This is a genomic window from Pseudooceanicola aestuarii (assembly GCF_010614805.1).
Classification (GTDB): domain Bacteria; phylum Pseudomonadota; class Alphaproteobacteria; order Rhodobacterales; family Rhodobacteraceae; genus Pseudooceanicola; species Pseudooceanicola aestuarii.
Map to the genome: position 1 here is coordinate 137,496 of NZ_JAAFZC010000004.1, position 12,691 is coordinate 150,186.

The window sequence follows — 12,691 nt, forward strand, 5'->3', positions numbered from 1 at the left end:
CAGACAACCCGGCCTGTCGCCGCCCGGAGGAGGCGCGGCGGCAGGCCGCAAGGGGATGCGCCCATGCCACGCCGCACCCCGGATCATTCAACACGGGAAGAGATTTGCATGAAACTCACATTCGGAAAGACCGCGCTGACGCTTTGCGCGCTGCAACTGGCCTTCGTCGGGCAGACCGCACAGGCTGAAACGCTCAAGGCCTCGCTTGGGGTGGGGACCAAGCATTCGACCTACCTCGCCTACCAATCCTTTGCGGACTTCATCGCCGAAAACAGCGACCTGAAGGTCAAGGTCTACTCCATGTCACTGCTGAGCCTCAAGGAAACGCCGGCCGGCATCCGTGACGGGCTCGCCGATCTGGGCTTTGTCACCACCGGCTATTTCCCGGCGGAATATTCCGAGACGAACCTGGCCGCCAACCTGTCGATGTTCTCCACCACCGGGCGGCGCGTGGACGTTCCCGGCGCCGCCATGGCCGGCGCGATGACGGAATACGTGCTGGGCTGCCCCGACTGCCTGGCCGAGTTCCAGGACCAGGGGCAGGTCTATCTGGGCAGCGTTTCCAGCGCGCCCTACAACTTGCTGTGCACCCGGCCCATCGCAGATGTCGCGGACCTCAAGGGCGCCAAGGTGCGGTCCTCGGGTGGAAACTACACCCGCTGGGCGGAACATTTCGGCGCGATCTCCGTGACCCTTCCCGCACAGGATCAGTACGAAGGGCTGAGCCAGGGCGTCATCGACTGCACCATGGCACCGGCCAGCGACCTGACCAACCAGGCCCTGGCGGAAGTTGCGGAATACACCACCCTGAACGTGCCGGGCGGGGTCTTTTCCGGCACCGGCACCAGCAATTTCAACACCGGCGTCTGGCAGGGCCTGACCACCGAACAGCGCGCCGTCATGCTGCGCGGCGCGGCGCGGATGCAGGCGGAAATGACCCTCGGACTGCATCGGGTCTCGGCGGTCAATGTCACTGGCGCGGACGATATCGGCGTCACGCTGGTGGAGCCGACAGAAGATCTGTTGGCTGCGACGGATGCCTTTGTGCAGGCGGATCGCGCGGTGATCGAACAGCAGTTCACCGAGTTCTACGGCGTCGAGAATGCCACCGCCAAGATCGCGGAAGTCAGCGCCCTGGTGGAGAAATGGAAAGACCTGACCGCCGATATCGCCGATGATCAGGACGCCCTGACGCAGGTCTATTGGGAGGAGCTTTTCTCCAGGATGGACCCGGCGTCATACGGCCTGGCGCAGAACTGATCCGCCGGCCCCGCCATCCTTCGGGCCGGCGCGTTCACCCGCGCCGGCCCATCCCGCTGCCTTTGAATTCGAGATGCCAGATGCTTCAGCCGACGCCCTTCCAGATCCACGCCACCGATGCCGACCTTGCCGATCTGCGCGACCGGCTGACCCGGACCAGATGGCCCGACCCGCAGGTTGTCACGGATTGGTCGCAGGGCACGCCGCTGGCCTACCTGCAAGAGTTCACGGCCCATTGGGCGCGGAATTACGACTGGCGCGCGCGCGAAAGGGCGCTGAACGCGCTGCCGCACTGGCGGGCGGAGGTCGAGGGCCTGGGCCTGCATTTCGTGCATGCGCGCTCTGCCCATCCCGAGGCGCGACCGCTGCTGCTGCTGCATGGTTGGCCCGGATCCTTCGTGGAATTCCGTCGCGTGATCCCTCGTCTGGTCGACCCCGTGGCCCATGGCGGCCGGGCGGAGGATGCGTTTCACGTCGTCGTACCCTCGCTGCCAGGCTTCGGATTTTCCGACAAACCGCGCAGCCCCGGGTTCGGCGCGCATCGGATCGCGGCGCAGATGGATGCGCTGATGCGCGGGCTGGGCTACGGACACTACGGTGTGCAGGGCGGCGATTGGGGATCGGTGATCGCCACCTGCATCGCCGCGCAGAACCTGGGCGCCTGCACGGCGGTGCATGTGAACATGGTCCGCGCGATGCCCGGCCCCGAGGACAGCCAGTCCACCGACCCGGCGACCCGGCGCGCATTGCAACAGGCGCAAGCCTATCAGGACTGGGATTCCGGCTATGCCAAACAACAGGCGACCCGGCCGCAAACCCTGGGCTATGCGCTGGCGGATTCGCCCGTCGGTCAGGCGGCCTGGATCCTGGAAAAATTCTGGCGCTGGTCCGATTGCGACGGCCTGCCCGAAAATGCGATCGCGCGGGATGAGCTGTTGGACAACATCATGATCTACTGGCTGTCCAACTCGGCAACCTCCTCCGCCCGGCTGTATTGGGAAAGCTTCGGCAAGCCGATCCTGGACGACACCGGCCCCGTCACGCTGCCGGCGGGGGTGTCGGTGTTCCCGGCGGAGATCATCCAATCCCCGCGCCACTGGGCGGACAAGTCATTCTCCAACATCACCTATTGGAACAATTGCGAACGCGGCGGCCATTTCGCTGCCTTCGAACAGCCGGAAATCTTTGCCCGCGAAATCACGGCGTTCTTCGGCGCGCAATGCTGAACGCCCCGTGACCGCCACCGCAACCGGGCCAAGGCGTCCGCAGCCGATGGCGGCCACGGGGGCGGCGGGGTGGCTATCCGCCCTTGATCACCGCAGATCTGGAGGCACCAGATCCTCCGGCACATCCAGGTGGCAGACCGGGCGCGGGAACCGGCGGATCGACAGGGTTCCAACGCAGGTTCCGCCGGCATTGCCGAAGGCGGGACAGCGCCGCCGTGAGCCGAGCTGTCCGCCACCTTCACCCCGGTCGGAACGAGGTTGACCAGCAGCCGCCCGGTCCTGTGCCCCGCGATACGCGGCAACGGTCGAGCCCGCTCGGGAACGCTCGCCTCTGCCATGAAAGGCGCGCGCGCCGAAAAACCTGCACCGCCTGCAAATGGTGTTCAAGGAAAACACCCCGCGAATTGCGCGTCGGTCGGAGGGGATCTGACTGGGCTTCCTATACGCTTTGCGCATAGCTTGATCATTTCATTTTATTTGACCGCATAGCCTCTCCGTTCCTATCCCTAGGGAAAGACGGGCCATTGGCGCAGTGCCGCCGGGCCCTGCCGACGCCACGCCATCGTCGGGACATTCCGGCCCGCGCCGTCGGTTTCCAGGGAGGAGACATCGTGACCGATACAGCCGATCCGCAACCGGGCAAGGCCGGGAAATTCCGCGACCACATCGCGGACCACACCCGCCGCACCGAACAGGCCCTGTCAATGGGCGGACCCGCCAAGCTGGATAAGCGCCGCGCAGAAGGGCACATGAACGCGCGGGAGCGGATCGACACCCTGCTGGATACCGGAACCTTCACGGAAAGCGGGTTGTTCAACACCTCCATGCAACCGCAGGACGCAGACCGTACGCCAGCGGATGGCAAGGTCGCGGGTTTTGGCCGGATAGACACACGCCGGGTGGCCGTGATCTCCAACGATTTCACCGTCAAGGGCGCGTCCAGCAGCCCGGTCAACACCAACAAGATGGAGCATGTGAAGAAGGTCGCCGGGCGCAACGGCTTTCCGGTCGTGTTCCTGGGGGAATCCACCGGCGCACGGATGCCCGACATCATGGGCGCCAAGAACATCATCGGCGTGAACAACAACCCCGCCCAGTACATGCGCCTGCGCGACAACCCCTGGGCGGCGGCTGTACTGGGCCATTGCTTTGGTTCCGCCACCTGGTATTCGGCGATGTCGGATTTCATGGTGATGCGCAAGGGCGCCTGCCTGGCGGTATCCAGCCCACGGCTGATTTCGATGGCGACGCGCCAGAAGGTCGAATTCGAGGATCTCGGCGGCTGGCGCCTGCATACCGAAGTCACCGGGCTGGCCGATCTGGCCGTGGACACGGATGCCGAAGCCCTGACCGCCATCCGCAGCTACCTGTCCTATCTGCCCAGCCACGCGAACGAGGCCCCGCCAAGGGTCGCGGTGCCGGAGGGATCAGAAACGCAGGCCGATGATCTGCTGGACGTCATCCCCGAAGGGCCCGGCCAGGTCTATGACGTCAAGCAGGTGATCCGCCGCATCGTCGATCGCGACAGCCTGTTCGAGCTGAAGGCCCGATTTGCAAAGTCGCTGGTCACCGGATTGGCGCGGATCGACGGGCGCAGCGTTGGCATCATGGCCAACAACCCGATCCACAAGGGCGGCGCCATCGATGCCGAAGCCTGCGACAAGGCGATCTCCTTCCTCGTGCATTGCGACAGCTACAACATCCCGCTGGTGTTCCTGGTGGATCAGCCCGGCTTTCTCATCGGGGTGGAGGCAGAGCGCAAGAAGATGCCGGGCAAGGTGATGAACTGGCTGAACGCGCTGGCGCTGGTCACGGTGCCCAAGTTCTCGGTCATCATGCGCAAGAGCTATGGTCTTGCCGTGCGCAACATGGGCGGCAGCAACAATGCCGACGAGGTCGCCGCCTGGTGGACCGCCGAAGTCAGCTTCATGGATCCGCGCTCCGGCGTGTCTGTGGTGCACGGGCTGGCCCCGGGGGACGACGGCTATTCCGACAAGCTGGCCGAGATGAGCCGCGACACCTCCGCCTATGATCTGGGGGCGGTGAACGGCGCGCGGGCGGTGATCGACCCGCGCGGCACGCGGGCGCACCTGGCCGAAATGCTGGACATCTACAACGACGGGCTGCGGGGCGGTATCGGCCAGCACCACCTGCGCAACTGGCCGACTGCCTTCTGATCGGGCCGCGAGGAAGTATCATGCAACAGAACCAGAACGACGGCACCGCGCCGCAGGATTATCCGCTGGACGGCATCAGGGTGGTGGATTTCACCCATGTCCTGTCCGGCCCCTATTGCACCATGTTGCTCGCCGATCTGGGCGCAGACGTGGTCAAGATCGAGCGCCCGGATCGTGGTGACGAAAATCGGCGGATGCGCAGCTATCCCGGCCGCACCCCGGAGGACGAGGATTATTTCTATCCGATGAACCGCAACAAGCGGAGCATCGAGGTAAACCTGAAAGACCCCGACCAGCGGCCCCGGCTGGAGGCGCTGATCCGGGAGGCCGACGTGGTGGTCGAGAACTTCACCCCCGGCACGATGAAGAAGCTGGGGCTGGATTACGACAGCCTGCGCAAGATCAATCCGGGGCTGATCTACTGCTCCATCTCCGGCTACGGCCAGACCGGCCCCTATCGCGATCGGCGGGCCTACGATTCCATCATCCAGGCGGTGGCGGGGGTCATGTCCATCACCGGCGAGCCGGATGGCCCCCCTGCCCGCGCGGGCCTGATGTTCGCGGATCTGTCCGGGGCGATGTATGCGTTTTCGTCGATCCTGACGTCGCTTTATGCGCGGGAAAAGACCGGCAAGGGCAATTTCATCGACCTGTCGATGTCCGACGCGCTGCTGAGCCTCTATTCCACCAATGCCGCCGAATACATGGCCGTTGGCCGCGTTCCGGGCCGTGCGGGATCGGAAAATCCGGGCCGCAGCCCGACCGGCAGCTATGTCTGCGCCGATGGCAAGTACATCCAGATCATGGGCGGCAGCGATACGCTGTGGCCCCGGTTCTGCGAAGTGATCGGCGTCGACGGGTTGGCCGAAGATCCACGCTTTGTCTCCAACGAGACACGGATCAAGAACCGCATCGCGCTGCGCGAGATCCTGACCCCGGTGCTGGACAGCCAGGCGTCCGACCACTGGGTGGAGGCCTTCAACCGGATCGGTGTTCCTGCCGCCCCGATCAATACGCTGGCCGATGTTCTGGACGATGATCACTTCCGCGCCCGCGAGATGGAATTGCAGCTGACGCACCCAAAGTCCGGCACCATCCGCACGATCAACAACCCGTTTCGGTTCTCTGCCTACCGGACCTGGAAGACCAATCCGCCGCCGCTGCTGGGCCAGCACAACGACGACCTGTGACGCCGCCGCGCGGCACGGACAGCCGCGGGGCCGAACCCCGCCGCAGGAAGGACCGAACATGACGACCAAGACACCCCGGCAGAGCCCGAAGACGGCAGATTCCCCCGAAACCGGCTGGGCGCCCGAGATGGAAGAACTGCAATTCCGCCGCGCCCGCGCGGAGGAGCTGGGCGGCGCCGAAGCGGTGGCCTTCCAGCATGGCCGGGACAAGCTGACAGTGCGCGAACGGATCGACGTCCTGTCCGACGCGGGCAGCTTTCGCGAACTGGGAAAGCTGACCGGCAAGGGCCGCTATGACGAACACGGGCGGATGGAGGATTTCACCCCCTCCAATTCCGTGGTCGGCTATGGCCGGGTGAACGGGCGCAAGGTCGTGATCTCCGGCGATGATTTTACCATCCGCGCCGGGTCGTCGGAATCCACCGTGTCGGATAAATGGGTCTATGCGGAACGGATCGCCCATGAATACGAAATGCCGCTGGTGCGGTTGGTGGATACTGCCGGCGGGTCGGTCAAGCTGCTGGAACAGCAGCAGGCGACGAAGCTCCCCGGCTATGCCCGCTGGCCCTCCATTTCCCTGCTGGGGAAGGTGCCGGTGGTCGGCATGGCGCTCGGTGCCTGCGCCGGGTTGGGCGCGATCAAGGTCGGGATCTCCCATTTCTCGGTCATGGTAAAAGACCAGGGCTTCGTCTTTGCCGGCGGTCCCCCGGTGGTCAAACAGGGGCTGGGTCAGGACGTCACCAAGGAGGCGCTCGGCGGGTCCCGCGTCCACACGCGATCCGGCGTCGTGATGAACGAGGCGCGCGACGAACAGGACGCGTTTGAGCAGGTGAAACGGTTCCTGTCCTTCATGCCGCCCAATATCTGGGAGACGCCGGACCGCATTGCGAGTGACGACGATCCCGAACGCGCGGATCCGGAGCTGGACGACGCCATTCCCCGCGACCGGCGCAAGGTCTACGATCCCCGCGCGATCCTGAACCGGATCGTCGATCAGGGCAGCTTCTTCGAAGTGTCACGGCGGTTCGGCGGATCGGTCATCACCGGCTATGCCCGTCTGAACGGCCATGCGGTCGGCATCATCGCCAATGATCCGGTGGTCAAGGGCGGGGCGCTGACCCTTCAGGCGGCGCAGAAAATGGCCCGCTTCGTAGATATCTGCGACAGCTTTCATCTGCCGGTGGTCAATTTCGTCGATCAGCCCGGCGTGATGACCGGGCTGGAGGCCGAGACCGCCGGCACCATGTCCGCCGCCATCGGCCTTCTGGGCGCACTGGAGCAGGTCAGCGTGCCCTGGTGTTCGATCATCATCCGCCGCGCTTTTGGCGTGGGCGGCGGGGCGCATGGTCCCAAGCATGGACCCGAAGGCCGGTCGCTGAACTACCGGTTCGCCTGGCCCTCGGCCCGCTGGGGCTCCATCCCGATCGAGGGCGGCGTTGCCGCCGCCTACAAGAAGGACATCACCGCCGCCGAGGATCCCGATGCCTTCCGCGAGGAGCTGGAGGCCTATTACCACCGCCTCGCCTCGCCGTTCCGCACGGCCGAGAAGTTCGGGATCGTGGACATCATCGCCCCGCGGGAGACGCGCAGCCTGCTGTGCGACTGGGTGGCCGATGCCCATGCCCTGACCACCCGGCAGACGGGGCCGAAACGCCGCACCATGCGATAAACCGAAGGAGGGCACAGCCCCATGGCCGATATCAACATCGAATCCGAACTGACCGGAAATGTCTGGAAAATCGTGGCAAAGGAAGGGGACAACGTGGCCGAAGGCGACACGCTGCTGATCCTGGAATCCATGAAAATGGAGATCCCGCTGATGTCCTCGGATGACGGCGTGATCAAGCAGATCAAGGTCAAGGAAGGCGACATCCTGAACGAAGGCGACGTCGCCGTCATCCTGACCGCCTGATCCGAACCACCCCCCGCGCCATCGTCGCGCCGCGTTCTTCGGGATGCGGTGTGCCGGTGGCGTCGTGCCTGCCTGAAGGGAGAGAAGAGAATGAGTTTTCGCCGTATCCTGATTGCCAACCGGGGTGAAATCGCCCTGCGCATCCAGGCCGCCTGCCGCGCCCGCAATCTGGCATGGGTTCAGGCCTATTCGGAGGCCGATGCCGACAGCCTGCCCGTGCGGTCTTCGGACCACACCATCCTCCTGGGGGCCGCTGCGGTTGCCTACAGCTACGGCAATGCCGCACGGGTCATCGCCGCCGCGCAGGAGGCCGGGTGCGATGCGATCCACCCCGGTTACGGCTTCCTGTCGGAGAATGCCGATTTCGCAGCGGATTGCGAAGCGGCCGGCATCACCTTCATCGGCCCGCAGGCGGACATCATCCGCCGCATGGGCGACAAGGCCACCGCCCGGCGCATCGCGCAGGGGGCGGGCGTGCCGGTCATCCCCGGATCCGAAGGTCCGGTCAGCGCCGAGGACGGCGCCGCGCTGGCGGATCGCATCGGCTTTCCGCTGCTGATCAAGGCCGCAGCCGGGGGCGGTGGGCGTGGCATGCGGATCGTTCCCGATGCCGGCAGCTTTGCCCGCGCGTACGAAGGGGCGGCGCGCGAGGCGGAAGCCGCCTTTGGCAGCGGTGCGATGTATCTGGAACGCTATCTGGAAAAGGTCCGCCATATCGAGGTGCAGATTTTCGGCGACGGCACCCGGTTCGTTCATCTGGGGGAGCGCGATTGCTCGACCCAGCGGCGGCACCAGAAACTGGTAGAGGAAGCCCCCGCCGCCGGGCTGGCCGCCGACCTCGTGGCAGAGATCCGGGAGGCCGCCTTGGGGCTGGCCCGCGCCGTGGGCTATCGCAACGCGGGCACGGTGGAATTCGTCGTCGACATGACCACCGGGGATTTCTACTTCATCGAGATGAACACCCGCATCCAGGTCGAACACCCGGTAACGGAGGCCGTGACCGGCCTGGATCTGGTCGCCGAACAGATCGCCGTGGCGGAGGGGCAGCCCCTGTCCTGGCGGCAGGAAGACATCACCATCACCGGCCATGCCATCGAATGCCGCGTGAACGCCGAAGACCCGGCCAAGGGCTTCATGCCGCGCCCCGGCACGATCACCAGCTATGCCGCGCCCACGGCACCGGGCCTGCGGATCGACAGCCATCTGGAACAAGGGCACACCCTGCCCGCGCAATACGATTCCATGCTGGCCAAGGTCATCGTCATAGCCCCGACCCGCACGGCGGCGATCGAGGCGATGAAGCAGGCGCTGGCCGCCTATGAGATCGAGGGCGTGCCCACCACGATCCCCTTTCTGCTCGAACTTATGGATGACCCCGTCTTTGGCGCCGCGCGTATCCACACGCGGTATGTGCGCGACGTGATGTGGAAGGGCCGCCCGTTGCAACAGATGCTGTAAGTGGTTCGGGGCGGGGCCTCCCCTGCCCCGAGGCACTGCCATTCGGAAGTGCCCGGTCGGGTCCTGGCTGCTGTCGCATGTCAGAACGATCTTCGGGCATCCGCACGACCAGTCCCACCATTTGACCGATAAGCCCGACCTCTCGGCCTCCCGCATCACCTCGGACAGAGGCCGCCGCATTTGCCTGCCATATGTCTGTGCGCCTATCCCTTGGGACGACGGCGCAGCATCGCGTATAGGCTATAGGCCACCAGCGCCGCGATGATCAGAAGCAGCCCCAGTGAATAGCCCCGGGTGACAAACATCGTGTAGCTACCGTTGGAGATCAGCAGCGCACGGCGCAGGCTTTCCTCGATGATCGGGGACAGGACGAAGGCCAGGATGAAGGCCGGGGCGGAGAAGTCGAGCTTCCGCAGGATGAAGAAGATCACGCCAAAGCCCAACGCGATCCACAGGTCGAACATCAGCGCATGCGACGTATAGACCCCGATCAACGCGAGGATCAGAATGATCGGCACCAGAATGGCATTCGGCGTGGTCAGCACACGGGCAAAGGCGGGCGTCAGCACTTTGCCGGCGATGAACATGGCGATGGTCGCCAGCAGCAGCCCGTAGAAGATACCAAAGGTCAGCTGCGGCTCGTTGGTGAAGATCGACGGCCCCGGCTGAATTCCGTGGATGATGAAGGCGCCAAGGATGATCGCCGTAGAGGCCGAACCGGGAATGCCCAGCGTGATCAGCGGCAGCAGCGCCCCTCCCACGGTGGCATTGTTGGCCGCCTCGGGGGCGGCGATGCCTTCGGGGTTGCCGGTGCCGAAGCTTTCCGGCCGGGGGGAGCTTCGTTTCGCCAGGCTGTAGGAAAACCAGGCAGACGTGCCCGCGCCCATCCCCGGAAACACACCGATGATCGCGCCCAGCACGGAACCGATGCTCATCGCGCGGACGACCTTGCGCAATTCGCGCAGGGTGATCCGTGTGCTCAGCCCGCCGGTATCGGTGACATAGACCTTGCGCAGATCCTCGCTGACCATCTTCAGCACCTCGGAAATCGCGAAGATCCCCACCAGGATCGCCACCATGTTCAACCCGTCCAGCAGTTCGGGCGTGCCCAGGGTGTAGCGCTGCACGCTGGAAATCACGTCGATCCCCACGGTGCCCGCCATCAGACCCAGCACCACGGAAATCAGGCTTTTGACCAGGTCGTCGGAGCTGAGGCCCGCCACGGCCAGCAGCCCCAGCACCCCGATCAGGAAATATTCCGGGTCCGACATCTTCAGCGCCAGCACCGACAGCGGGACCGACAGCAGCAGCAGAAGCAGCGCGCCGAACAGCCCCCCGATGGTGGAGGCGGCCAGCGAATAGGACAGCGCCTTGCCCGGAGAGGACGCCTTGGCCATCGCATTGCCATCCAGCAGCGTCGCCGCCGCCGCCGGCGTGCCCGGAATTCCCAGCACGATAGAGGAAATGGAGCCGCCGTATTCCGCCGCCTGATAGGCCGCGACCAGCATCAGGATGGAGGCCAGCGGCTCCATCCCGTAGGTGAAGGGCAACAGCATCACGATGGCCACCGTGGCGCCCAACCCCGGCAGGGCACCGATCAGCAAACCGACAAAGGTGCCGATCAGGATGCCGGTGAGGTTGGACAGCTGGAACAGCGCGGCGAAATCGAAATCAAGAATGGACATCTGGGACGTTTCCTAGAACCGGACCTGAATAAGCAGCCCGAACAGCAGATAGACGAACAGCGTCACCACCCCTGCCAGCGCAACCCGCGACAGCAGCGTGCGCGCCCTGCGATCCGGCGTGTACAGCCCAAAAAGCGCCAGCGCGAAAACGAAGGTGGCGGCATAGAACCCGCCCAGTTTCGCCCAGGCCAGCAGAAAGGCCCCGGAGGCCCCCAGCGTGGCCAGGATCAGCCCGCGATTGGGAATGTCGATCCGCCTGTCGGCGCGGGCACGGGCCTGAACGGCGGCGATCACGCACAGAACGGCCAAGGCGACGGACAGGATGATCGGGAAATAGCCCGGCCCGACGGCGTTGCGGTTGCGCATGTCCTGGAAGGACAGGGCCTGCCAGCCATAGGCCACGGCCAGTATCAGCAGCAGGGCCAGGGTGACATAGGTTGACGTCCTGTAGCTCATCTTGGTCCTGCGCCTCCTCTCGCAGCCGGAGTGCCCGCAGGCCTCCGGGAAAACCGCGCGCCGCGGGGCCTCCCTGCCCCGGACGCGCGGTTTCAGATCACTCGATCAGGCCGGCGCGGCGCAGCAACTCGCCGTTCTGGTCGAAATCGTCCTTGATCGTCCGGGCGTAATCTTCGCTACTTCCGTAGGAAATGTCGAATGCCTGCTTGCCCAGGGCTTCCACCACCTTGGGATCTTCAAGGGCCTTCCGGAACGCGTCATGCAGCGTCTGCACGATGGCCGCATCCGTGCCCTTGGGGGCGACGATGCCGATATAGGCGTTCTTGTGGGCATCGACACCGGCGTCGCGCAGGGTCGGCACGTCGGGATGTTTCTGGCTGCGTTCGCTGGAGAAATTCACCAGAACCTTGGTCTGGCTTTCGTCCGCGTTGCCCTGAAACGTCGCCACGGCGTTGACGTTGCCACCCAGCATCGCCGCCATCGCCTTGCCGCCGCTTTCATACGGAATGGCACGGGTCTGGACACCGGCGCTTTCGTTCAGCACCGCCATCGACAGATCGGAGATGGAGCCATTGCCCGGCGTGGAATAGACGAATTCGTTCGGATTGTCCTTCACCCAGGCCAGCCATTGGTCGAAATCCTCCCATTGCGCATCCTTGCGCACCAGCAGGACTTGGGGAATGTTCACCAGCTTGATCACCGGCTCGAAGCTGTCGTAGCTGTAATCGGCCGTGGGAAAATGCGGCTGGATGGTCACCGGGCTGTTCGATGTCAGGCCGATGGTATATCCGTCCGGGTCCGCGTTCTGGACCGCCGACATACCGATGGTCGTCGCGCCGCCGGGCTTGTTCACCACCACCACGTCGGGCGAATTGGGCAGGTAGTTCCCAAGGACCGAGGCAAACAGCCGGGCCGAGGTATCGGTGCTGCCGCCTGGGCCGAAGGGCACGATCATCTCGATCGTCCGGGACGGGTAATCCGCGGCCAGGGCCACGTTTGCGGCAGACAGGCCCAGCAGGGCCGTGCCGGCCAGCGCCAGAAAAGTACGTTTCATTGGAACCTCCACTTGGATCCGCGAAATCGGGCGATGCAGGTTGATCCCGCAGCCGCCATGGCCGACTTCGCCGCGCCCGGACGCCATGGCCCGGTGCTGCATTTGTTCGGGAGGGAGTAAGGCTATCGGCCCGCCATGGCGGTCCTGTCATCGTGCCCCGCCTCCTCCCTGACGCCGGGACACGCAATGATACTGGAACGCCCCACCTATACGATCAAATACAATTATGTCATCATCAAATGCGCCCCTGTTATAGGCTCCCCGCCCCGGACT

At 64.9% G+C, this 12,691-nt stretch carries 10 protein-coding genes; 7 read left to right on the top strand and 3 right to left on the bottom strand.

Features of this window, described 5'->3' with window-relative positions:
- The first annotated feature begins 108 nt into the window (after positions 1-108).
- The 7 genes from G5A46_RS18115 to G5A46_RS18145 all read left to right on the top strand — a co-directional run bounded on the left by G5A46_RS18115 (position 109) and on the right by G5A46_RS18145 (position 9,223).
- Entirely contained in the window at positions 109-1,260 is a 1,152-nt protein-coding gene (locus tag G5A46_RS18115; RefSeq protein WP_163851896.1) for a C4-dicarboxylate TRAP transporter substrate-binding protein, read from the top strand.
- Positions 1,261-1,340: 80 nt separating this feature from the next.
- The gene (locus tag G5A46_RS18120; protein ID WP_163851898.1) at positions 1,341-2,486 is read left to right on the top strand and encodes an epoxide hydrolase family protein; all 1,146 of its coding nucleotides are present in this window, start codon (positions 1,341-1,343) and stop codon (positions 2,484-2,486) included.
- A 611-nt stretch (positions 2,487-3,097) separates the two neighbouring features.
- Positions 3,098-4,663, top strand: coding sequence for an acyl-CoA carboxylase subunit beta (locus G5A46_RS18125; protein WP_204318802.1), 1,566 nt, complete (start codon positions 3,098-3,100; stop codon positions 4,661-4,663).
- Between the two features lie 20 nt (positions 4,664-4,683).
- The gene (locus G5A46_RS18130; protein WP_163851899.1) at positions 4,684-5,853 is read left to right on the top strand and encodes a CaiB/BaiF CoA transferase family protein; all 1,170 of its coding nucleotides are present in this window, start codon (positions 4,684-4,686) and stop codon (positions 5,851-5,853) included.
- 58 nt (positions 5,854-5,911) lie between these two features.
- On the top strand, positions 5,912-7,522 hold the full coding sequence (locus G5A46_RS18135; protein WP_163851901.1) for an acyl-CoA carboxylase subunit beta: 1,611 nt from the start codon (positions 5,912-5,914) through the stop codon (positions 7,520-7,522).
- Positions 7,523-7,543: 21 nt separating this feature from the next.
- Positions 7,544-7,765, top strand: coding sequence for a biotin/lipoyl-binding carrier protein (locus tag G5A46_RS18140; protein WP_163851903.1), 222 nt, complete (start codon positions 7,544-7,546; stop codon positions 7,763-7,765).
- Between the two features lie 90 nt (positions 7,766-7,855).
- Entirely contained in the window at positions 7,856-9,223 is a 1,368-nt protein-coding gene (locus G5A46_RS18145) for an acetyl-CoA carboxylase biotin carboxylase subunit (protein ID WP_163851905.1), read from the top strand.
- Positions 9,224-9,426: 203 nt separating this feature from the next.
- On the opposite strand, the gene G5A46_RS18150 is transcribed toward G5A46_RS18145, so the two are convergent.
- The 3 genes from G5A46_RS18150 to G5A46_RS18160 form a co-directional block, all read right to left on the bottom strand.
- The gene (locus G5A46_RS18150; RefSeq protein ID WP_163851907.1) at positions 9,427-10,908 is read right to left on the bottom strand and encodes a tripartite tricarboxylate transporter permease; all 1,482 of its coding nucleotides are present in this window, start codon (positions 10,906-10,908) and stop codon (positions 9,427-9,429) included.
- Between the two features lie 12 nt (positions 10,909-10,920).
- The gene (locus G5A46_RS18155; RefSeq protein ID WP_163851909.1) at positions 10,921-11,364 is read right to left on the bottom strand and encodes a tripartite tricarboxylate transporter TctB family protein; all 444 of its coding nucleotides are present in this window, start codon (positions 11,362-11,364) and stop codon (positions 10,921-10,923) included.
- Positions 11,365-11,461: 97 nt separating this feature from the next.
- Entirely contained in the window at positions 11,462-12,418 is a 957-nt protein-coding gene (locus tag G5A46_RS18160) for a Bug family tripartite tricarboxylate transporter substrate binding protein (protein WP_163851910.1), read from the bottom strand.
- Positions 12,419-12,691: the final 273 nt, after the last annotated feature.

Bases quoted from the DNA above. Each gene is read 5' to 3' on its own strand.
- G5A46_RS18115 (WP_163851896.1), top strand. From the start codon at position 109: ATGAAACTCACATTCGGAAAGACCGCGCTGACGCTTTGCGCGCTGCAA.
- G5A46_RS18120 (WP_163851898.1), top strand. From the start codon at position 1,341: ATGCTTCAGCCGACGCCCTTCCAGATCCACGCCACCGATGCCGACCTT.
- G5A46_RS18130 (WP_163851899.1), top strand. From the start codon at position 4,684: ATGCAACAGAACCAGAACGACGGCACCGCGCCGCAGGATTATCCGCTG.
- G5A46_RS18135 (WP_163851901.1), top strand. From the start codon at position 5,912: ATGACGACCAAGACACCCCGGCAGAGCCCGAAGACGGCAGATTCCCCC.
- G5A46_RS18140 (WP_163851903.1), top strand. From the start codon at position 7,544: ATGGCCGATATCAACATCGAATCCGAACTGACCGGAAATGTCTGGAAA.
- G5A46_RS18145 (WP_163851905.1), top strand. From the start codon at position 7,856: ATGAGTTTTCGCCGTATCCTGATTGCCAACCGGGGTGAAATCGCCCTG.
- G5A46_RS18150 (WP_163851907.1), bottom strand. From the start codon at position 10,908: ATGTCCATTCTTGATTTCGATTTCGCCGCGCTGTTCCAGCTGTCCAAC.
- G5A46_RS18155 (WP_163851909.1), bottom strand. From the start codon at position 11,364: ATGAGCTACAGGACGTCAACCTATGTCACCCTGGCCCTGCTGCTGATA.
- G5A46_RS18160 (WP_163851910.1), bottom strand. From the start codon at position 12,418: ATGAAACGTACTTTTCTGGCGCTGGCCGGCACGGCCCTGCTGGGCCTG.